This window comes from Nonomuraea sp. NPDC001636 (assembly GCF_040298265.1).
Lineage (GTDB): Bacteria > Actinomycetota > Actinomycetes > Streptosporangiales > Streptosporangiaceae > Nonomuraea.
The window spans coordinates 114,472-134,137 of sequence record NZ_JBEOZT010000020.1 but is presented as its reverse complement, the minus strand read 5'-3'; the positions used below and the strand labels follow the sequence as shown (position 1 = coordinate 134,137).

20 protein-coding genes are annotated in these 19,666 nt (G+C 73.1%); 11 read left to right on the top strand and 9 right to left on the bottom strand.

From position 1 onward, the window contains the following. Position 1 precedes the first annotated feature (1 nt). Entirely contained in the window at positions 2-460 is a 459-nt protein-coding gene (locus tag ABT158_RS32205; RefSeq protein WP_352359848.1) for a hypothetical protein, read from the top strand. Here the strand turns inward: ABT158_RS32205 and ABT158_RS32200 are convergent. Further along, positions 457-750, bottom strand: coding sequence for a helix-turn-helix domain-containing protein (locus ABT158_RS32200; RefSeq protein WP_352359846.1), 294 nt, complete (start codon positions 748-750; stop codon positions 457-459). The two genes, ABT158_RS32205 and ABT158_RS32200, sit on opposite strands and share 4 nt — an antisense overlap. Positions 751-792: 42 nt before the next feature. Between ABT158_RS32200 and ABT158_RS32195 the strand changes: the two genes are divergently transcribed. Beyond that, positions 793-1,482 (top strand): DUF4097 family beta strand repeat-containing protein, encoded by a 690-nt coding sequence (locus ABT158_RS32195; protein WP_352359844.1) that lies wholly within the window; start codon positions 793-795, stop codon positions 1,480-1,482. A 169-nt stretch (positions 1,483-1,651) separates the two neighbouring features. Here ABT158_RS32195 and ABT158_RS32190 read toward each other — a convergent pair whose 3' ends face one another. Then, a complete protein-coding gene (locus ABT158_RS32190) occupies positions 1,652-2,308 on the bottom strand; it encodes an SAM-dependent methyltransferase (protein WP_352359842.1) in 657 nt (218 codons plus the stop codon). A 191-nt stretch (positions 2,309-2,499) separates the two neighbouring features. On the opposite strand from ABT158_RS32190, the gene ABT158_RS32185 reads away from it, so the two are divergent. The 4 genes from ABT158_RS32185 (at position 2,500) to ABT158_RS32170 (ending at position 5,026) form a co-directional block, all read left to right on the top strand. Further along, positions 2,500-3,321, top strand: a complete 822-nt coding sequence (locus tag ABT158_RS32185; RefSeq protein WP_352359840.1) for a hypothetical protein — start codon at positions 2,500-2,502, stop codon at positions 3,319-3,321. Next, positions 3,318-3,695 (top strand): GntR family transcriptional regulator, encoded by a 378-nt coding sequence (locus tag ABT158_RS32180; RefSeq protein ID WP_352359838.1) that lies wholly within the window; start codon positions 3,318-3,320, stop codon positions 3,693-3,695. Before ABT158_RS32185 ends, ABT158_RS32180 begins: the two co-directional genes overlap by 4 nt. A 190-nt stretch (positions 3,696-3,885) precedes the next feature. After that, entirely contained in the window at positions 3,886-4,494 is a 609-nt protein-coding gene (locus tag ABT158_RS32175; RefSeq protein ID WP_352359836.1) for a hypothetical protein, read from the top strand. A 121-nt stretch (positions 4,495-4,615) separates the two neighbouring features. Further along, positions 4,616-5,026: a VOC family protein gene (locus ABT158_RS32170; protein ID WP_352359834.1), complete on the top strand. Its 411-nt coding sequence runs from the start codon at positions 4,616-4,618 to the stop codon at positions 5,024-5,026. A gap of 240 nt (positions 5,027-5,266) precedes the next feature. Here the strand turns inward: ABT158_RS32170 and ABT158_RS32165 are convergent, their stop codons facing one another. Further along, the gene (locus tag ABT158_RS32165) at positions 5,267-5,563 is read right to left on the bottom strand and encodes a hypothetical protein (protein ID WP_352359832.1); all 297 of its coding nucleotides are present in this window, start codon (positions 5,561-5,563) and stop codon (positions 5,267-5,269) included. Between the two features lie 275 nt (positions 5,564-5,838). Then, a complete protein-coding gene (locus ABT158_RS32160; RefSeq protein WP_352359995.1) occupies positions 5,839-5,958 on the bottom strand; it encodes a hypothetical protein in 120 nt (39 codons plus the stop codon). Positions 5,959-6,039: 81 nt separating this feature from the next. Here ABT158_RS32160 and ABT158_RS32155 point away from each other — a divergent pair, with 81 nt between their 5' ends. After that, positions 6,040-8,733, top strand: coding sequence for an AfsR/SARP family transcriptional regulator (locus ABT158_RS32155; protein WP_352359830.1), 2,694 nt, complete (start codon positions 6,040-6,042; stop codon positions 8,731-8,733). A 125-nt stretch (positions 8,734-8,858) separates the two neighbouring features. Here the strand turns inward: ABT158_RS32155 and ABT158_RS32150 are convergent, their stop codons facing one another. Then, complete coding sequence (locus ABT158_RS32150; RefSeq protein WP_352359828.1) at positions 8,859-12,044, bottom strand: ATP-binding protein; 3,186 nt, start codon at positions 12,042-12,044, stop codon at positions 8,859-8,861. Positions 12,045-12,139: 95 nt separating this feature from the next. Between ABT158_RS32150 and ABT158_RS32145 the strand changes: the two genes are divergently transcribed. Then, positions 12,140-13,447 carry an FAD-binding oxidoreductase gene (locus ABT158_RS32145; protein WP_352359826.1) on the top strand — a complete coding sequence of 436 codons (1,308 nt, stop codon included), beginning with the start codon at positions 12,140-12,142 and terminating at the stop codon, positions 13,445-13,447. 31 nt (positions 13,448-13,478) lie between these two features. Here the strand turns inward: ABT158_RS32145 and ABT158_RS32140 are convergent, their stop codons facing one another. From ABT158_RS32140 to ABT158_RS32125, 4 genes are all read right to left on the bottom strand, one after another. Beyond that, complete coding sequence (locus ABT158_RS32140) at positions 13,479-14,321, bottom strand: methyltransferase domain-containing protein (RefSeq protein ID WP_352359824.1); 843 nt, start codon at positions 14,319-14,321, stop codon at positions 13,479-13,481. Positions 14,322-14,841: 520 nt separating this feature from the next. Then, positions 14,842-15,831, bottom strand: a complete 990-nt coding sequence (locus tag ABT158_RS32135) for a CU044_5270 family protein (protein WP_352359822.1) — start codon at positions 15,829-15,831, stop codon at positions 14,842-14,844. Next, the gene (locus ABT158_RS32130; protein ID WP_352359820.1) at positions 15,828-16,394 is read right to left on the bottom strand and encodes an RNA polymerase sigma factor; all 567 of its coding nucleotides are present in this window, start codon (positions 16,392-16,394) and stop codon (positions 15,828-15,830) included. The genes ABT158_RS32135 and ABT158_RS32130 overlap by 4 nt, the downstream gene beginning before the upstream one ends. 161 nt (positions 16,395-16,555) lie before the next feature. Next, complete coding sequence (locus tag ABT158_RS32125) at positions 16,556-16,945, bottom strand: MerR family transcriptional regulator (RefSeq protein ID WP_352359818.1); 390 nt, start codon at positions 16,943-16,945, stop codon at positions 16,556-16,558. A 57-nt stretch (positions 16,946-17,002) separates the two neighbouring features. On the opposite strand from ABT158_RS32125, the gene ABT158_RS32120 reads away from it, so the two are divergent. Genes ABT158_RS32120 through ABT158_RS32110 form a run of 3 tightly spaced genes read left to right on the top strand, consistent with a single transcriptional unit; the run spans position 17,003 to position 19,653 of the window. Next, complete coding sequence (locus tag ABT158_RS32120) at positions 17,003-18,241, top strand: MFS transporter (RefSeq protein ID WP_352359816.1); 1,239 nt, start codon at positions 17,003-17,005, stop codon at positions 18,239-18,241. Continuing rightward, positions 18,211-18,750: an AAA family ATPase gene (locus ABT158_RS32115; protein WP_352359814.1), complete on the top strand. Its 540-nt coding sequence runs from the start codon at positions 18,211-18,213 to the stop codon at positions 18,748-18,750. The genes ABT158_RS32120 and ABT158_RS32115 overlap by 31 nt, the downstream gene beginning before the upstream one ends. 57 nt (positions 18,751-18,807) lie before the next feature. Then, on the top strand, positions 18,808-19,653 hold the full coding sequence (locus tag ABT158_RS32110) for a helix-turn-helix transcriptional regulator (protein ID WP_352359812.1): 846 nt from the start codon (positions 18,808-18,810) through the stop codon (positions 19,651-19,653). Positions 19,654-19,666 lie beyond the last annotated feature (13 nt).

Genomic DNA, 19,666 nt, shown 5'->3' with positions numbered 1-19,666 from the left:
CATGATGAACATAACAGCCCCTCCGCTGTTCCGCGAGAGGCCGGCGACCCGGGTGATCGCGGTCGAGGCGCTCAGCACGGTGCCGTTCATCTCGACCGCCGTGCTGTACGGCTCGCCGGCCGGCACCGACGCGTTCGAATGGGCGCAGCTGGCGGGGCTCGCGATGGTCGTCGCGCTCCATGTCACCGCGCTGCGCGCCTGGCGTCTGGCGATCGTCGGCGGCCTGCGCCCGGCGGCGGCGTCCGGCCACCAGCTCAAGGACGAGCGCCGGCTGCGCCTGCTGGTGCTCGGCCTGCCGATCGTCGTCGCGGCGCTCCTGCCGATCCCGGCCGCCTGGCGCTCCTTCTGGTTCTGGTTCACCCTGCTCAGCGCCGCCACCGGCGCGGTCTCGGCCGTCCGGCTGCTCGTCATGCTGCTCGGACGCCCGGACGCCCGGCCGCGGGGTCGCGCGCGGAGCTAGATCCAGCCGCGTTCCCGGGCCTCCAGGCCCGCGTGGAAGCGGGTCACGGCGTTCAGGTCGCGCATGACGGCGTGGATGCGGCGCTGCACGGTGCGCAGCCCGAGCCCCAGGGTCCGCGCGATGGCCTCGTCCGTGAGGCCGCCGGCGAGCAACCCGAGCAGCTCCCTGGTCGGCTCGTCGGGCTCGTCGGTGCGCGGCGCGACGGGCGCGAGCTCCCCACCGACCGCACCCCCTGGACGGGCGAGCCGTCGTCGGAGGTGAGGGTTCTCCCGGGGACCGGTCGGGGGCATCCCTGATGCAGGCCGCGGGGAAGGCCGGGCAGGATTGACGGCATGAAGATCACTGCGATCGCGGGCGGCCTGCTGGCCTCCGCGGTGCTCCTGACCGGGTGCGGCCTGGACGCCATCGGCAAACCGAAGAACGAGGAGACCAGCACGTACCAGGTCAAGGAGAAGGTGCAGCGGCTTCACCTCAGAAGCGGCAGCGGGAACGTGACCGTCACCGAGTCGGATGCCGCCCATGTCAGCGTGACGGAGAGGCTCTACTGGAGCAACGAGAAGCCGCGGGCCACGCACAAGGTGGAGGGCGGCACGCTGTCCGTCTCCTACGACTGCGAGAAGTCGTGGGGCAACTGCGGGGTCGAGTACCAGGTGGAGGTCCCCAAGGGGGTGCCGGTCGACCTGGACACCGGCTCGGGCGATCTGACGCTGAGGTCGCTCACCGGCCCTCTGGACCTGGAGGCCGGCTCCGGCGACATCAAGGGTGACGGCCTGGGCTCCAAGAAGCTGCTGATCAAGGAGGGATCCGGCAAGGTCACCCTGAAGTACGCGGTCGCGCCGGAGAGCGTCGAGCTGTCGGCCGGGTCGGGCGACGTGGTGCTCACCGTCCCCGACGAGACCTTCGACGTGAAGGCCGTCACGGCCTCCGGTGAGGCCAACGTCTCGGTCAAGAAGGACGGCTCCTCGCCACGCAAGATGTCACTGACCACGGGCTCCGGAGACATCACGGTCTCCACCGGGTGACCAGCGCCCGCGCGGACCGACGCGAGCAGCAGGTTGCAAGCCTCGACGCCACGATCCGGATGTGGAGTCTGGCCTGAGCGACTCATTGCTTGCGCGGTCCCCGAGTCCGCAGGCGGACGGAATCTTCAGGCTGGTTGCCTGTTCGGCAATCCGCGGCAACCCACCGGGTTCAAGCCTGGGGGCCGGTGTCCTTGAGTACGTCGTAGCCGACGAAGTGGAACATGCGCTCGCCGAGAGCCAGCGGCTGCGGCCGGCCCGTGAAGCGATGCACCCCCACGCCGAACCCCGCCTGCGGGTCGGACAGCCACTTCCGGTCGAATCCTCGCTCCTCGAACCAGGCGCAGATCCGCGGAACCCGGTCCGGCGCGCGGCGGTGCCGCGTCCAGATGACGGTGGCGCCGGTGGCGCACAGCTGTGGGCAGAAGCCGATCGTGCGCTCGATGTCCTCGTCGGTGATGTTGCCGAACATCCCGCAGGCCAGCACGATGTCGGCGGGCACCATGTCCTGGTAGTGGTCGGTGAGCGCGGCGTCAGCCGTCACCACCTCGACCTGGTCCAGCCCGGCGGCCGCGGCCGCAGCCCGGGCGACCGCGGCGTTGCGTGGATCCAGTTCGACCAGGCGCGCCCGGACATCGCCACGACGGGGATGATCGGCCATCACGCCGAGAAGGTCACGGCCCTGCCCCGAGCACAAGCTGATCACCTTCAGCGGACCGGGCGGGCGAGCGTCCAGAGCCGGCCGGAGCTGGTCCTGGACGACCCGCAGTCGCCGCGCCAGGACGGAGTCGTCAAGGTCGTATTCGTCGTGCCAGGTCTGCCAGTCCATGACCGCACCCTACGGTCGGCCTGTCGAACAGTCCCAGCGAATATCGCAACCGGGTCCGTCAGATCTTGGCCCAGGTGGGGACCGGAACGACGGGGCTTGCGTCCTCGGGAGGGCGAGCGTCCCGGGCGTTGACTTTGTCGCAAGGTATGACGCACCATGTTGCTACAAAGCTTGCGACAAAAGGAGGAGGCATGACGAACGCTTCCATGTCCGACGCCGGACCGCCGCCGGCCGACGTCCGGTCCGCCGAGGCCTGGCTGCGGCGGCACGGCCTGAGCGACGGCCCGCCGACGCCGTTGCTGGCCACGCGCCTGGCGGTGCGGCGGCGGGTGCGGCTGCTGGGCAGCGTCCTTCTGGCCGCGCTGATCGTCGCGGCCTCCCTCGCGCAGGTCGCCGCCCTGCCCGGAGCCTCCGGCGGGTCCGGGTCGGATCGGCTGGTGCCGATGTCGGCGCTGGGTGGGTCGATCGTCGCGCTGCTGCTGACCCAGGCCCTGCTGGACGCCTGGGTGCGGCGCGTCGACCGGCGCGCCGGGGCCGCACTGCCACGACGGGTGACCCATCCGGTGCAGCTCGGCTGGGCCGCCCTGCTCGGACGGCCCTACGCCGTCATGGCGGGCGCCACCTTCGCCTGCGCGTTCGCGCTGGGGGTGAGCGCGCTGGCCGTCACCGAGGGCACCGCGCGGCACGCCGCCGTCGTGCTGCTGGTCGCCGTGACCGGAGTCGCCCTCGGCACCGTCCTGCAACTGCGCGAGATGCTGGCCCGTCCCGTCGTGGCCGAGGACGAGGTCTCGCTGACGGCCGACGTCGTCATGCGGATCGAGGACGCCCGCGAGAGCTCCGCGCCGCCCGTGTTGTGGGCGCTGCCGGTGGTGCTGTTGTCCGGGTTCGCGCCCGGGTGGTGGAGCGCCGCCTCGGTGGGCTTCCTGGTGCTGGGGGTGCTCGCCCTGGTCGCCGTCCAGGTCAGGACGCCGTCGTACGCGGCCACGGCGCGGCGCGCGGTCGGCCTGCGATGATCGTCATCGATGCGGGCTCGCCGGTCCCGCCGTTCGAGCAGTTGCGGGCCCAGCTCGCCCGGCAGATCCAGAACCGTACGCTGGCCGTGGGCGCCCGGTTGCCGACCATCCGCCACCTGGCGGCCGACCTCGGCCTGGCCGTCAACACGGTCGGCCGGGCGTACCGGGAGCTGGAGGAGGCGGGGCTGATCGAGACGCGCGGGCGGGCGGGCTCGTTCGTGTCGGCCGCGGGCGAGGAGGGCCGGGAACGGGCCCGCCAGGCCGCCGCCGACTACGCCGCCGTGATCGCCAGCGTCGGCCTCGACGCGGCCGAAGCGCTCCGCATCGTGCAGGCGGCCCTGACGTCCGGCGCGGTGGCACCGGCCTCGCCATGACCGCACCCCGGCCGCGGGGTCACGCCATCGGGCCCTGCTGCCCGGGGGCACATTACGCCGATGGCCGGGACGCACCGGGTGGGATCGGCGCGACGGGCCCTTGTGGCGAGTGCAGCGGCCTGCCCCACTCGGCTCCTTTTGAGAAAGGTGATCCATACGTTATGAGTTGGGTAAGACGCGGCAGCCCCAGATGCAGACGTCGGGTCGAGGGGTAGAAGCGGAGGAAGAACTGGGTTCACCGCTGCCGGCGATGCCTCTACGGGTGAGCACAACCGGAATCAACGCGGGGCAGACATCGCCGGAGGAGCTGATCATGGCCACCAAAACGGTCGACGTCACATTGGCGTCCATTCAAAACAAAAGCCCTTTCGGCGTGTCGCCGACCGGCGCCATAAACGTGCGAACCGTCCGCGCCATAGACGACGAGGAAATCTATCAGAACGAGAATCTCTATCTGCGCCTGGACCGCGAAGAACCGATGCACCCGAGCGGAGCCAAGTATATTCCAGCAGGTCAGAGCCTCACTTATGACGTGACCAGACGGCTCGACGTCTCCTACTACGGGCTGGACAGCACGGTCAACCAGATGCTGATCTTCTATCGGGACCTGACGGAATACATAGTGGTAACCGGCCATGTCTACGAGGAGCCATATCAAGGCAGCTACAACCGCCAGGTACGCTACGACGAGATCGACGGATTCCAGGCGATCACGGTTGACTACAATGCCATGTATCAGGATGTCATGGCCAAACTTCTCGTCACCTACACGGTGAACCTGGTCTCTTCGTCCGAATAGGCGGACGCGCTCACAGCGGCATCACCGGCAGGAACGCGATGCCCGCCGTCAACGCCCACCGATCGGCCTGCGGGCCCGTCTCGACGTTCCGACCTCTTTGCTCTTGTGGCAGGATCGCGGGATGCTGCGACTCACCGACTTCATCATCGACTGCCCGGATGCAATGAAACTGGCGGCCTTCTACTCCGCGGTGACGGGGCGCCCGATCAAGGAGGGCAGCCACGAGAGCTGGGCCGGCATCCAGTTCGGCGAGATCGAGCTGGCCTTCAACCCGGTGGAGGAGTACCGGGCCCCGCAGTGGCCCGACAGCGAGCACCCCAAGCAGTTCCACCTCGACTTCGAAGTCGACGACATCGAGGCCGAGCAGAGCCGCGTCCTGGCCCTCGGCGCGTCCCTGCAGCAGGACTTCATCGGCCCCAACGGCTACGGGTGGCGCGTCTACACCGACCCCGTCGGCCACCCCTTCTGCTTCTGCCGCAACAAGGGTGTCGTCTGGACCGACCAGGGCCCTGTCTGGCCCACGCGCGCCTAATAGTGCTTTGTCGGTGGCTGTTGTGGTGTGACGGCTTCAGCTCTGATGGCGGGGGGCATGTGCCGGTCCAGGTCGCGAGCTCGCGCATGACCTTGTGGAGGGTCACACCGGCGCAACCGCCTTCTGGGACGAGCCCCAGCGTGGTGACGAACAGGTGCGCGGCGGTGACAGGAGCGGCGTGGCGGCCCGGGCCGGCCCGGGATCGGCCTTCGAACTGACCGGCCCGCTCTCGTCGTCGGGTCACAGCGCGATCCACACGCCCGGCATCTCGTGGGCGACGACGGTGTCGGCCGTGGCCGCGCTCGCGCCCTTGGCCGCGAAGTTCACCGCCACGCTCGCGACCCCGCTCGCGGGCACCGCGCCCACCCCCGCCACCTTGACGGTGGTGGCGGCCCCCGCCGCGATCGACACGTGGCTCAGCACCTGGATCCGGACCCCGTAGAACTGGCCCGGTCCGGGCTGGACCGACGCGGCGGCGGCCGGGGGCGCCCCCGTCACCACGAGGATCCCGGAGAAGACCAGGATGAGCGTTGACAACCATCGATTGACCACGCCGGCTTCCTGGCTGAGGATCACTCCGTGTTGCGCGGCTGACCCTACCAACGGCCCTGAGCTCGTGAAATACGGCGAAAAATAGAGATTTTCCGTCTATCAATCGCCGTACAGCGGTTCGTCCGCCTGCAACTTCGGCGGTAGCCACCGTCCCCCATCGGGGGTCGTCCGGGCCACGACGTACAGGTGGCCGACACGAAGCCGGCGGGCTGGTGTACGGGGTTACCGGAGCAGGGAGGCGAGGTCGTCCGTGTGGGTGATCAGGAGGCCGAGGGGCGCGCCGGCGAGGGCGTCTGCGAGTCGCCGCCGAAGCAGCGGCACGGTACGGCCGCGCCCCGCCGTACGACGAGGGCGGTGGCGACGGTGCAGCAGCCGAGCAGCGCCGCCGCTCATGATCCGGATGGTGCGTCCGCCGGCTCAACGATTTCTCCATGCCGTCTCCATGACTACCCTCGAAGATCATGTTGATTCGGTTGCTTGGGCCGGTGGAAGTGGAACGCGAGGCACGGATCCGCCAGGTACGGCCTCCGCAGGTCGCGCTCGCACTGGCCGCGCTGGCGTGGGAGGTGGGCCGGGTCGTCCCGGTCGAGGCGCTGCAGGAGAGGATCTGGGGCCAGCAGGTGCCCGACGGCGCCAGGAGGACCCTCTACACGATCATCACCCAGCTCCGCCACGACGTGCTGGGCGACGACGGCGACGTGCTGCGCCGGCTCGGCGGCTACCTGCTCGACGTGGACGAGACGGCGGTGGACCTCGTCCGGTTCCGCGGTCTGGCCGAGCGGGCGGCGGCCGTCCCGGAGCCGGAGGCGCCGCTGGGCGAGGCGCTCGGGCTGTGGCGCGGCGAGCCGCTCATGGGGCTGCCGGGCGAGTGGGCCGAGCGGGCGCGCCGCGCTCTTCGTGACGAGCACAAGGAGGTCTGCCTGCGCTGGGCGCGCGCCGTGACCCGCGCCGATCCGGGAGCGGCGGTGGCGGCGCTGTCGCCGCTGGCCGAGGAGTACCCGCTGGACGAGCCGGTGAGGGCCGCGCTGATCGAGGCGCTGCACGAGTGGGGCAGGACCGCCGAGGCGCTGACCCGCTTCGCGGACGTGCGCGCCCTCCTGGCCGAGGAACTGGGCGTCGATCCTGGGCCCGAACTGCACCGCGTCCACCAGCGGATGCTCCATCCCGATCGGGGCGCCCGCGCCGCCGAGCCCGTGGCGCCCGCCCAGCTCCCGCTCGACCTCGGCTGCTTCGTCGGCCGGGCCGCCGAGCTGGAGCGGCTGGACGGCGAGCGGGCCCCCGTCCGCGTGATCCACGGCCCTCCGGGGGTGGGCAAGTCGTCGCTGGCCCTGCACTGGGCACACCTGCGCCGGGAGCGCTACCCCGACGGCCAGCTGCACGCGGACCTCGACGCGAGCGACGCCGCCGCGGTGCTCCCCCGCTTCCTCGGCTCGCTCGGCGTGCCGGAGGGACGGGTGCCCGCCAGCCTCGACGCGCAGATCGGGCTGTTCCGCAGCCTGCTGGCCGGCCGCCGGGTGCTGGTCGTCCTGGACGACGCCCGCGACGCGGCCCAGGTGCGTCCCCTGCTGGCGGGCGCGCCGGGCTGCCTGACGCTGATCACCACCCGCTCCGACCTGTCCGGCCTGTCGGTGACCGCGGGCGCGTCGCTGCTGCGCCTCGACGTCCTGCCGGACGGCGACGCCCGCGGGCTGCTGTCGGCGCGGCTGGGCGCGGCACGCCTGGCGGCCGAGCCCGAGGCCGCCGCGCGGATCGTGCGCCGGTGCGGCCACCTGCCGCTGGCGCTGGCGATCGTCGCGGCGCGCCTGTCCCGTAAGACGGAGCTGTCGCTGGCCGATGCCGCCGCCGATCTGGCGCGTCCGGGGCTGGAGCCGTTCGCCCACGCCGATCCGGCCATCGACCTGCCTCAGGTGCTCGGACGTTCCTACCACGACCTGCCGGAACCGGCCGCCCGCCTCTTCCGGCTGCTCGGCCGCGAATCGGGCGTGCACCTGCCGCTCGCGGCGGTGGCGAGCCTGGCCGGGCTGCCGGTCGACCGCGCGCGGGAGACGGTCGAGCGGCTCGACCACGCCAACCTGGTCGAGCTGCGCGCGGAAGGCCGCGTACGCCTGCACGACCTGCTCCGGGTCTACGCGGCCGAGCAGGGCCGCGCGACCGACGACCAGGAGGTGCGCCGGGCGGCGACGCACCGCCTCCTCGACCACTACGTGCACACCGCCCTGGCCGCGAGCGAGGCCTGCTACCCGCACCGGGAGCGGCTGCACCCGCCACCGCCGGTCGCCGGCGCCGTGGTACAGCGCTTCGCCGGCGCGACGCAGGCGCTGCGCTGGTTCGCCGCGGAGTCGCTGCCCCTGCCCGCGCTGCTCGCCGAGGCCACCGGCGCCGGGCTGGACCGGCACGCCTGGCAGCTCGCCTGGGCGTTCACGGAGTTCATGCAGCGGCGCGGCCCGTGGGCCGAGATCCTCGGCGTCCAGGCGGTGGCGCTGGCGGCGGCCGAGCGCCTGGACGAGGGGCTGGCCGCGGCGCGCTGCCACAACGCCATGGCCCGCGCCCACGTCAAGCTGGGACACGACCGGGAGGCGGTGGCGCACTACGAGCGGGCGCTGGAGCTGCACCGCCGGTTCACCGAGCCGGTCCTCGAGGCGCACGTCCACCTGGGGCTTACCGTCCCGCTGAGCCGGATCGGGCCGGGGCGGGAGCTGGAACACGCCGTACGGGCGATGGAGCTGTTCAGGCAGGGCGGCGACGTCGTCGGCGAGGCGCGGGCGCTGAACAACGCGGGCTGGTGGCGCGCCCAGCGCGGCGAGTACGAGCAGGCGCTGGCCGACTGCCGCCGGGCGCAGCGCCTGCTGGCCGACTTCGGATACCCGCAGGGCGAGGGGCACGCCTGGGACAGCGTCGCCTACGTCCTGGACGCCATGGGCCAGCACGCCGAGGCGGTGGCCTGCTACGAACGCGCCGCGGAGTTGCTGCGGGGCTGCGACGACCTGTATCCCGCGGCGGAGACGCTGGTCAGGCTCGGCGAGACGCACGCGCTGGCCGGCGAGGCCGAGGCGGCGCTGGACGCGTGGAAGCGCGCGGCGGAGTGGTTCGACGAGTTCGGCGACGCCCGCGCGGAGGAGGTCAGGGATCGGGCCAGGGCGTTGAGGAACCACTGAGACTCCGCTGAGGCGGGCGGCGCACGCCGGCGTGCAGGCGGCGCTGCGGCGCGCTCCCACGACTCGCGCCGGGTGGGCTATCTGAGCGCCGACCGGCTGCTCGGCGTGGTCCTGCGCAAGGTCCGCTAGCCGCCCGCCGGTGCCGGCCGAGCGGCGGCGGCGTGGGCGCGGGCGGCGTCCTCGTCGCCGAGACGGCGGGCCAGCTCGGCCAGCACGAGACGGGTGGAGCCCCAGCAGGCGGTGCCCATGCCGGCCACGACCAGCAGGTCCGCGTACGGAAGCAGCCGGTCGTAGAGCGCCCGCGGGTCGGGCACCCCCAGGCGGGCGGCGACCAGGCCCCAGACAGGCACGAGGAAGTCGGCCACCCAGTCGTCGGGGACGTCGGTCCCCCACCGCGCCACCAGCTCGTGCGCCAGCTCGATGCGGCCGGACTCGACGGCGGCGAGCACGGCGACGGGCCGCAGCGGCACCAACCGCGGCTCCTCCGCGGCGGCCACCAGCTCCGCCACGACCTCGGCCACCCGCCCCTGGCCGCGCCGGCAGGTGAACGTGGTCACCAGCCGGTGGAACCGGCGGCCCCACATGGTCGGGGCGAACCGCATGTCGCCGAAGCGGGCGAGCAGGTCCTCGGCCTCCTCCCACCGGCCGTCGAGGGTGGCGCGCGGCGTCTGGGCGATGCGCACCATCGACTCCAGCTCCGGGCGCGGCGATCCGGCCAGCAGCGCCTCGCAGCGGGCCAGCTCGCGGTCCCAGCCGGGCAGGTCGCCGTCGCGCAGCAGGCAGGACATGAGGGAGACCCGCGCCAGCACCTCGCCGCTCACCGGCAGGCCGGGCAGGCTCGCCAGTTCCTCGGCGATCGCGCGCCGCGCGGCGTTGCCGCCGGGGCGGAACGCGGCGAGCAGGTAGTTGTTCATCGTGCGGGCCAGCAGCGGCGTGTCACCGGTCCGCCTGGCCAGGGCGACCGCCTCGGCGGCGTGGCGTTCGCCCTCGGCGCCGCGGGGACCGTAGTGCAGCTCAAGGGCGAGGGTGCCCAGAAGGGTGGCGCGGTCGGCGTCCGGCAGCGGGCCGTCGAGCAGCTCTTCGACGACGGCGACCAGGCCGGGGTCGACGACGCCGTACGGACGCCAGTTCCACAGGGCCGGGCCGCCGATGGCGGTGACCGCGGAGATGAGCGCCTCCCGGTCGCCGGCGGCTCTGGCCAGGCCGATCGCCTCCTCCCAGTCGCGGTGCGCGTCCTGGGGCCGACCGGCGGCGCGGTGGGCGTGGCCGAGCTCGGTGAGCAGGCGGGCGCGTTCGGCGTCGCGGCCGGGTTCGAGCGCCGACAGGGCCAGCGTCCAGAAACCGGCCGCCTCGGTGTGGGCGAGCTGCGCGCCGGCGTGCCGGGCGGCGCGGGAGGCGTGCCTGACGGTCCGGCCCGCGACGTCGAGGCGGCCCGCCTGGGAGAAGTGGTGGGCGAGCGTGGCCGACCGCGACTCGGGCAGGACGCCTTCCAGCGCCTCGCCCGTACGCAGGTGCAGGCGTGAGCGGTCGAGCCTGCCGAGCCCGGCGTACAGGGCCTCCTGGACGAGGGCGTGCGAGAAGCGGTAGTCGGGCCCGGCGGGCGGCTCGGTCAGCAGGCCGGTGGCGACGGCGGGCTCCAGAGCGGCCATCACCTGCTCGGCGGTGCTGCCGGTGACGCTTTCCAGCAGGGCGGCGTCCACGTCGCGGCCGGCCACGGCGGCGGCGGCGAGCAGGACGCGGGTCTCGTCGGGCAGGCGCGCGACGCGCCGCTCGATCACGTCACGGGCGCCGCTGGGTACCGTGCGCTCGCCGCGCGGCAGGCGCAGCACCTCGCCCAGGTAGAAGGGGTTGCCGCCGGTCCTGTCGAGCAGGTCGCCGATCAGGCCGGGCTCGTCGGCGACCTGCTTGGCCCGCAGGAAGGCGGCCACGTCGGCGGAGGTGAAGGGCGGCAGCTCCAGGCGCTCGCCCGACCGGGTCAGCGCCGCCAGCGTCCCGCGCAGCTCGCCGGGGTGGTCGCCGGGCTCGGGACGGCAGGTGACCAGGACGAGCAGCGGACGCCGCAGCGCGGACTCGGCGACGAACTCCAGCAGCCGCAGCGAGGACACGTCGGCCCAGTGGAGGTCTTCGAAGACGACGGCCAAAGGCGTCTGGGGCCGGGTCAGGACGTCCAGGACCTGCTCGTACAGGCCGAACAGATCCTGCTCGGGGTCGCGGGCGTGGCCGGACAGCAACCCGGTGGCATCGCCCGCCTCGCGCAGGATCTGCGTCCAGGGCCAGAAGGCCGAGGCGGCGCGGTCGGCGCAACGTCCCCACGCGATCCGGAACCCGCGCGCGGCGGCCAGGTCGGCGGCGGCCCGGACGAACCGGGTCTTGCCGATGCCCGCCTCCCCCATGACCAGCACGGCCCCGCCGTCGCCGCGCCGCGCGGCGCCCAGCCGCCGCGCCACCAGCTCCAGTTCGGCCGAGCGGGCGATGAGGGCCTCGCCCGCCGGTTCGGGAGCGGCCGGGACGAACGGCGCCACCGGCTCGGGCGCCAGCGGACGCAGCTCGGGCGCCTGGTCGAACACCGCGCGTTCCAGCTCCCGCAGGTCGGGGCCGGGACTCAGCCCGAGGTCGGCCGACAGCCGCTCACGCACCCGGCGCAGCGCGGCCAGCGCGTCGGCCTGCCGTCCGGCCCGGTAGAGCGCGCGCACGAGCAGCGACCAGGCCCGCTCCCGGTACGGCTCGGCCCCGACCAGCGCCTCCAGGCCGGGGATCAGCGGCGCGTCCTCCCCCAGGGCCAGGCGGGCGTCGAAACGGTCCTCCAGAGCGGTGACGCGGATCTCGGCGAGCCGCGCGGCGACCGGCTGGGCGAACTCCTGAGCGGCGAACTCCCCCAGCGGTTCGCCCCGCCACAGCCCGAGCGCCCGGTCGAGCAGCTCGACGGCCCGGCCGGGCGCGCCGCCCGCCAGCGCCGCGCGGCCCTCACCGGCCCAGGAGGCGAACCGCCACAGGTCCACCTGACCGGGCGCGACGGCGAGCAGGTAGCCCGGCTCATGGGTGAGCAGGACCCGCGGCGGGGTACGCGGCGGCCGGTCGGGCTCCAGCACCCGGCGCAGGTGGGCGATGTACGCCTGAAGAGTGCGGGTCGCCCCGGCGGGCGGCTCCCCCGCCCACAGCTCGTCGATGAGCCGGTCGAGCGACACCACCCGGCCGGGCTCCAGGGCCAGCATCGTGACCAGGGCACGCTGCTTACGCGTACCGAGATCCAGCACGCCCTGCCCGCCGGTGACCTCAAGCGGCCCGAACAGCCGGAACTCCAACCCTGCCATGTCCGTCCCCACCCTACGGCACCTCAACTCGACCTCAGCTCGACCCCAGCCCCCACCCGACAAAGTGGAGCCATCGACGAGAGAGGCGTGAACACATGAACATCGGGGACGAACTGCGCGGAGTGGTCCGGGGCACGGTGCTCGCAGCCGGCGACGAAGGGTTCGAGCAGGCCCGGCGGCCCTGGAACCTGGCGATCGACCAGCCCGTGCGGGCCGTGGTCGAGGCCGCCGACGCCGAGGACGTGGCCGCGCTCGTCCGGCACGCCCACCTGGCAGGACTCGCCGTCACCACCCAGCCGAGCGGCCACGGAGCCACCGGCGACACCGGTGAGGCGATCCTGCTGCGCACCGCCCGCCTCGACCACCTGCACGTGGACCCCGCCGAACGCGTCGCCCGCGCGGGGGCCGGGGTGAAGTGGGGCCGCGTCCAGGAGGCCGCGAGCCCGCACGGGCTGACCGGACTGGCCGGCAGCAGCCCGGCGGTGACCGTCACCGGCTACACGCTGGGCGGCGGCCTGAGCTGGTTCGGCCGGCGGCACGGCTGGGCGGCCGGCGGCGTCCGCGCCTTCGACATCGTGGACGCCACGGGCACCCGCGCCCGGATCACCGCCGACGACGACCCCGAGCTGTTCTGGGCCCTGCGCGGCGGCGGCGGCGACTTCGCGATCGTCACCGCGCTCGAATTCGACCTGCACCCGGCCCCCGCTCTCTACGGCGGCCGCCTGTTGTGGCCCGCCGCGATGGCCCCCGCCGTCCTGGAGGCCTACCGCGAGATCACCGCCACCGCGCCCGACGAACTGACCCTCTGGTACGACCTCCTGCAGTTCCCCGGCGCCGCCCCGATGGTGGCCGTGGACGCCACCTACCTGGGCGCGGGCGGCGACGCCGAGACCCTGATGCGGCCACTGGAGAAGATCGCCGGACGCCTGTCCGACTCCCGGGCCGTGCTGCCGGTCGCCGGACTGGGCGCCATCACCGCCGAACCCACCGACCCCGGCCCCGGCATGTCCCGCGCCGAACTGCTGACCGGGCTGACCGACGACGTGGCCGCCGTGCTGCTGGAGCAGCCCATCGACCCGTTGCTCAGCGTCCAGGTCCGGCACCTGGGCGGCGCGCTGGCCCGGCCCTCCGGCATCCCGGCCGGGCAGCTGGCGGAGCCGTACGCGCTGTACCTGTTCGGCATCCCCGGGCAGGACGGGGGCGCCGCCGTACGCGAGCGCATGGACCGGCTGACGGGGGCGCTGGTGCCCTGCACGTCGGGGCGCAAGCCGTTCACCTTCCTGGCGCCGGGCGAGCGCGCCGCCGCCGCCTTCGCCCCGGGCGACCTGGCCCGCCTCCGGGACGTCAAGCGGTCCCGCGACCCCCGCGGCACCTTCCGCAGCAACTTTCCCGTCCTCGCCTGACGATCATCGGTGAGCCGCGGCTCACCGCGGCTCACCGCGGCTCGGGCTGTTCCGGGCGGCGTCCCCATGCCGAGATCAGCGGCGCGAGGGTGAGGTCGAGCTCGCCGGCCTCGACGGCGGCCAGGTGCGCGTCGATCTCGGCGTCGTCGGCCAGACCGGCGGCGAGCAACTCGGCGCGGACCATGCGCACCGTCGCGGCCTCCAGCCGGTCGCAGGCCACCCCGCCGACCGGGAAGCAGCCGGCCGCCGCGACGTCGGTCAGGCCAGCCGCACGCAACGCCCGCGGCAGCGTCCGGCCGAAGCGCAGGTCGGCGCCACGACGGGTCATCAGCTCCCGGACGGCGCGCCGCAGCCGGTTGGCGCGCTGCTGTGCCGGGCCGGTCTCGTCGAGGCAGGCCAGCGGCTGCAGCTCGGTGTCGGCGTCCTCGATCAACAGCCAGCCACCGGGGCGCAGCGCCGCCACCATCGTGGCCAGCGCCCTGGCCCGATCGGGCACGTGGACGAGCACGAGCCGGGCGTGCACCAGGTCGAACGTGCCCGGCTGCGGCGGCGGGTCCGCGACGACGTCGTGCCGGAGCACCTCGTACCCGGCGTGCGGGTCCAGCCAGGTGGGGTTGATGTCCGTGGCCAGCACGTGACCGGTCGGCCCGACGGCCGTGACGAGCGCCTCGGGGATGCCGGGGCCGCCCGCGCCGACTTCCCAGCAACGCCGGCCCGCCGTCACGCCGAGCCGGTCGAAGTGCCCGCGGGTGACGCCGTCGAACAGCTCGGCCAGCCAGGTGAACCGCTCGCCCGCCTCCGCCCGTGCGTTGTCGAGCAGGTAGCGGTGATCCGGGGCGGACCCGGGGCCGGCGAAGGGCTGCGATGAACTCATGCGTACATCTTCACGATCTTCCGCGTGCCGTGTCAGCACGACATCGGCTGAAATCAGGCACGACGCCCTGGGTTCGCTCCATCGCTGCATTCGTCGCGCACGCGGTCAGTCGCCGTACCGCGAGTTCGGCCGGCAGCCGCGCGCCGTCGTCCAGCACCACGTCGTCGGACTCCGCGCGTGGCGAGTGGTTCTCCTCTGCCTCGTCCCGGCTCAGACGCGCCGGGCGGGCGCCCAGGAACACGAAGGCCCCCGGGCACCCGCGCCGGCACGCGGGAGAAGTCCTCGGAAGCGGGGTGCGGGTGGAGCATCGCGGCCAGCCGTCGCGCGCCCCCCAGCTGTTCGATCGTGTCGCGCGCGAAGGCGGTCTCCGCGGGGCCGGTGACGGTGACCGGCAGCCCGGCGTCGTAGTCGATCTCCGCTGTGGTGCCGCTCGGAGGCGGAGCCGAACTCCTCGACGTCTCGCACGTGCGCGCATGGACCAGACGGGAGACGGCCTGACGCGTGTCCAGGCCCAGGAGGGTCATGGCCGCTCCCCGGCCTGGTCCACGACGCCGATCGCGACGCGGGTGGAGACCGACCAGGTCGTTCCCTTCTCGATGCTCCACTCCAGATGAGGAGGAACGGGGACCTCCTTGCCGTCCTTGAAGGTGTACATCAGGACGCCGTTCGGCTTGGGGTAACGCTCCTCATGGTCGGTGATCGCCGTCTCCCGCCGCGCCCGGTAGGCGTAGGTCGTGGGGTCCAGGAGGATTTCGACCTTGCGCCAGCCTTCGGCGACTTGAGAGACCGACAGCGCCGGGCGTCCCTCGGTGTCGGTCGCCGTCTCGTCCACCGTCACGCCGGGCAGCTTGGCTATCGCCTTGAAGATCGCGGCCTCGTGCTCCGGTGAGACGAGGTTCTGGCTGAGGGTCACGGCGAAGCGCAGGAAGATCCACTCGTCGTCGGCAGGGACCTGCCCCTGGTAGAGCTCACGGTATTCGGCCAGGAGCGCGTCAGGGTCGGTCGGCAGCGAGGCCAGCAACGCGTAGGTGTTCTCCGGCGCCCTCTCACCGGGATCGGAGGTCTGCAGCTTGCCGTTCACCAGATAGCCCACCCGCTTGCCGTCGGCCCGGGTCCAGAGCGGTTCGACCGTGTCGGGCAGCGGTGTCTGAGGGGTGAGCCGTTCGCCCTGGTCGATACCCTTGTCCCAGCCCACGTCACGGTTCTCGGTGTAGATCCACTGGTCGCCGCGGGGCGGCGTGAACTCCTTCTCCTGTACGGCCGCCGCGATCCTGGTCAGCACCACCTGAGCGTTGGCGGCGGGCAACGTGCGCTCTCCCTGGAACACACTCACCCCGGTCGTGACGATCACGGCGCCGGCGGCCACCGCCAGCGCCCGGATCGCCCATCCGCGCCTGGAACGTGGGCGGCCGGCGCGGGCCAGGAGAGCCGCCCGCGCTGCGGCTTGGGCGTCGGGGGCCGGCGGCGCCGGGCGCGCCCAGTCCTCGCGCAGCCTCTCGAGGTCGTTCATGATCCGTCCTTTTCCAGTGCGGCTTGGATTCTTCTGCGGGCCCGGTGCAGTCGTGAGCGGGCCGTTCCGGCCGGGATGCCGAGCGCGCTGCCCGCTTCCTCCGAGGTCAGCTCCGCCCAGGCGACCAGGAGCAGCACGTCCCGATCGCGATCGGCGATCTCGGCGAGCGCCGCGGCCAGCCGGGACGTGCGGGCTCCCGCGTCGACGGCCCCGGCGACCTGATCGGCGTGGTCCTCCACGGGGCTGTCGGCGCCCGCCTTGGCCAGGGCCCGGTACTGGCGTACTTCGGCGCGATGATGGCGGGCGATGAGGTTAGAGGCGATGCCGTACAACCAGGGCCGCGCGTCGGCGCGGGAGACGTCGTAGCCTGCCCGTTTGTCGAAGGCGATGAGGAACGTCTCCGCGGCGACGTCGTCGGCCAGGCCCGCGCCTAACCTGCGCGCGGCATAGCCGTGGATCTCGGGGTAGTAGCGGTCCAATATGGCGGCGAAGCGCTCCGGCTCCCGCCTGGACTGTTCGATGATCACGGCGTCCGCTGCTCGGGCCGGCAGCGCGCGTGACATCGAGGTCACCTCTCGATCCCTGGGTTCACACCGGTTCTTCACCGATCACGGGACAAGTGTTCACGACGTCCACTCACCACAGCCTGCAGGGAGCCGGCATTCGTCGGCGGGGACCGAGCCGCCCCTGAGGGCCACGCCGCGGCCGGTGTGGCGGGTGCCGTTCAGGCGTCGAGTGCGGCCAGGGCCCGGCGGGTGACGTCGGCCGGGGCCGCGGCGATGACGTCGTCGAGCGCGTCCATGGAGGTCTGGAGGTCGGTGATGGCCTGGGCGATGCGGGCGCGCTCCCGGTGGAGGTCGGCGAGCAGGTCCGAGCAGGTGGGGACGAGGCGGTCGCCGGCGTCCCGCAGGCACGGCAGGACGGTCATGATCGTCGAGGTGTTCAGGCCGGCGGCCAGCAGGCTGCGGATGCGGCGGACGACGGCGACGTCCTCCTCGACGTACTCCCGGTAGCCGCTGGGGCGCCGCTGCGGGTGGAGCAGACCCTGCTCCCCGTAGTAGCGCAGCAGGTGGACGGCCACGCCGGTCCGCCGGGACAGCTCACCGATGCGCACGACGACACCCCGCTCGCCTTGACTCTCATATCAATGTGAGACTTTAGCGTCTACGGCATGAAGATGGACAAGGGTTTCGCGACGCTCGCGGCATTGTGCTCAAGCGTCTTCGTCGTGGGCACCTCGGAGTACCTGATCGCCGGGCTGCTGCCCCAGGTCGGAGCTGATCTTGACGTCTCCGTGGGCACCGCCGGGCAGGCGGTGACCGCGTACGCGCTCGGCGTGGTGGCCGGAGGGCCGCTCATGGCCCTGCTGACCTCGCGGCTGCCGCGCAAGGGGCTCGCCGTCGGGCTGATGCTGCTGTTCGCGGCGGGCAGCGCGATCAGCGCGGCGGCGCCGACGTTCGGCCTGCTGCTGGTGGGCCGCGTGGTGTCCTCGCTCAGCCACGCCGCCTTCCTGGCTCTGGCGCTGGTGACGGCCACCCGGGTGGTCCCGGCCGAGCGGACCGGCTCGGCCATCGCCACCGTGGCCTCCGGCTTCACCGTGGCCACGCTCCTCGGAGTGCCCCTGGGGGCACTGCTCGGGGAGAGCGCCGGTTGGCGGGCTCCGTTCGCCGTGCTGACCGTGCTGTCCCTGGTGGGCACCATGCTCCTGGCCGCCGTCCTGCCCCGGCAGGAGGCGCCGTCCACGCGACTGCGCGACGAGGTACGCGTGGTGACGCGCCGGCCGGTCATGCTCGCCATCGCCACCACGGCGGTGGGCTTCTCCGGGGTCGCCACGGTGTTCACCTACATCGCCCCGCTGCTGATCCGCGTCTCCGGCTTCTCCGCCGCGGCGGTCTCCGGTCTGCTGCTCGCCTACGGGGCGGGCAGTTTCATCGGCAACCTCGCCGCCGGCAGGCTGACCGACAGGTCGATGAGCGCCACCGTACGGGGGGTCTTCGGCGGGCTGGCGGGGACGCTCCTGCTGGTCCCGTTCGCCGTGGTGTGGCAGCCCGCCGCCGTGGCCGCGGTCCTGGTGCTCGGCCTGCTGGCCACCGCGACCATCGCCCCGTTGCAGGGGCTGATCCTGCACCACGCGGGCGCCGCCCCGAACCTGGCGGCCTCCGCCAACGTCGGCGCCTTCAACCTCGGGGCCGCGGCCGGCTCGGTCATCGGCGGCGCGCTCGTCGCCGCCGGCGCCCTGCGGTGGACCGGCCTGGCGGGCGCCGTACTGAGCCTGATCGGCCTGGCCCTCACCTACCTCGTCCTCCCCCGGCCACGGAGGTCGCCGCGTTCCTTCAGAACTCCCCGCAGGACGGGCGGCACCCCCAGTACTGTCGGACGGTGCTCATCGGCTCACCGAACACGGTCCTGATCGTCATCCGAGGCAACTCCGGAGCCGGCAAGTCCACCGTGGCCCGCACCGTGCGGGAGACGTATGACCAGCGCGGCCTGGCCCTCATCGGTCAGGACGTCGTACGCCGGGAGATCCTCCGCGAGCGCGACAAAGCGGACGGCGTGAACATCGGGCTCCTCGACGTGATGTGCCGCCACACCCTGAACGCCGGCTACCACGTCATCCTGGAAGGCATCCTCGCCCGGTGCCACTACGGAGAGATGCTGCAGGCGCTGTTTCGCGACCATCGAGGCACGAGCCACGGCTACTACCTGGACGTCTCCCTGGAGGAGACGCTCAACAGGCACCGGACGCGGCCTCAGCGCACCCTGTTCAGCTTCGACGACATGCGGCGCTGGTACCTCGAACGGGACGTCCTGCCCGGCGTGACGGAGACGATCATTGACCAGAGCAGCACCCTGGCCCGGACCGTCGGGCTGATTCTCCAGAACGCGGGTCTCGTGACAGGCGAGGCGACCCGCCTGTGAGCCGCTGAGGGCGCCGGATGGCCTTTTGCGGGTGGGGAGTTTGGCAGGCTTGGGGCTATGTATCCCGCTTCTGCACTTGGTGAGTTCCTGCGGTCCCGGCGGGCCCGGCTGCGGCCCGAGGACGTGGGCCTGAGCTCAGGGGTCAGGCATCGGCGTGTCGCGGGGCTGCGCAGGGAGGAGCTGGCGCCGCTGGCCGGAGTCAGCGTCGGCTACTACACCCGCCTGGAGCAGGGGCAGAGCCCCAACGTCTCGGACGACGTCCTGGACGCCGTGGCCCGCGTCCTGCGGCTGGACGACGACGAGCTGGCCCACCTGCACCGGCTGGCCAGGGCCGCCCGGACCGGGGCGCGGGCCAGGCCGGAGCAGCTGCGTCCCGGCATCAGGCTGATGGTGGACGCCTTCACCGACCGGCCCGCGATCGCGGTCGGCCGGCGGGGCGACATCCTGGCCTGGAACCGTCCGGCGCACGCGCTGCTCGCCCCGCACTGGCCCTTCGAGGGGGCGGAGAAGCCGAACTTCGTCCGCCTCGACTTCCTGGAGCTGGAGTTCGCCCGCGGGCTGTACGTCGACTGGGCGCAGAAGGCCCGCGACGACATCGCCTACCTGGAGGGCTCCCTGAGCCGCTTCCCCGCCGACGAAGGGCTGAACGCGCTGGTCGACGAGCTGCTGGCGCTCAGCCCGGAGTTCCGTGCGATGTGGACCGAGCACCCGGTGAGCAACTGCGCCTCCATCTCGCGCGACTACCGGCATCCGGAGGTGGGGGTTATGACCCTCACCGCCGAGCTCCTGCGCACGCCCGACGACGAAGGGCAGGGCGTGACGGTCTTCCAGGCCGAGGCGGGCTCGCCGTCGGAGGACCGGTTGCGGCGGCTGGCCGAGCTGGCCGCCGCCGTCTCACCGTAGGGCCTCAGCGGCA

Coding starts and splice junctions, on each gene's coding strand:
- ABT158_RS32145 (WP_352359826.1), top strand. CDS start 12,140: ATGAACATCGGGGACGAACTGCGCGGAGTGGTCCGGGGCACGGTGCTC.
- ABT158_RS32190 (WP_352359842.1), bottom strand. CDS start 2,308: ATGGACTGGCAGACCTGGCACGACGAATACGACCTTGACGACTCCGTC.
- ABT158_RS32185 (WP_352359840.1), top strand. CDS start 2,500: ATGACGAACGCTTCCATGTCCGACGCCGGACCGCCGCCGGCCGACGTC.
- ABT158_RS32110 (WP_352359812.1), top strand. CDS start 18,808: ATGTATCCCGCTTCTGCACTTGGTGAGTTCCTGCGGTCCCGGCGGGCC.
- ABT158_RS32130 (WP_352359820.1), bottom strand. CDS start 16,394: ATGTCACGCGCGCTGCCGGCCCGAGCAGCGGACGCCGTGATCATCGAA.
- ABT158_RS32155 (WP_352359830.1), top strand. CDS start 6,040: ATGTTGATTCGGTTGCTTGGGCCGGTGGAAGTGGAACGCGAGGCACGG.
- ABT158_RS32195 (WP_352359844.1), top strand. CDS start 793: ATGAAGATCACTGCGATCGCGGGCGGCCTGCTGGCCTCCGCGGTGCTC.
- ABT158_RS32140 (WP_352359824.1), bottom strand. CDS start 14,321: ATGAGTTCATCGCAGCCCTTCGCCGGCCCCGGGTCCGCCCCGGATCAC.
- ABT158_RS32205 (WP_352359848.1), top strand. CDS start 2: ATGATGAACATAACAGCCCCTCCGCTGTTCCGCGAGAGGCCGGCGACC.
- ABT158_RS32175 (WP_352359836.1), top strand. CDS start 3,886: ATGCAGACGTCGGGTCGAGGGGTAGAAGCGGAGGAAGAACTGGGTTCA.
- ABT158_RS32135 (WP_352359822.1), bottom strand. CDS start 15,831: ATGAACGACCTCGAGAGGCTGCGCGAGGACTGGGCGCGCCCGGCGCCG.
- ABT158_RS32180 (WP_352359838.1), top strand. CDS start 3,318: ATGATCGTCATCGATGCGGGCTCGCCGGTCCCGCCGTTCGAGCAGTTG.
- ABT158_RS32150 (WP_352359828.1), bottom strand. CDS start 12,044: ATGGCAGGGTTGGAGTTCCGGCTGTTCGGGCCGCTTGAGGTCACCGGC.
- ABT158_RS32170 (WP_352359834.1), top strand. CDS start 4,616: ATGCTGCGACTCACCGACTTCATCATCGACTGCCCGGATGCAATGAAA.
- ABT158_RS32200 (WP_352359846.1), bottom strand. CDS start 750: ATGCCCCCGACCGGTCCCCGGGAGAACCCTCACCTCCGACGACGGCTC.
- ABT158_RS32120 (WP_352359816.1), top strand. CDS start 17,003: ATGAAGATGGACAAGGGTTTCGCGACGCTCGCGGCATTGTGCTCAAGC.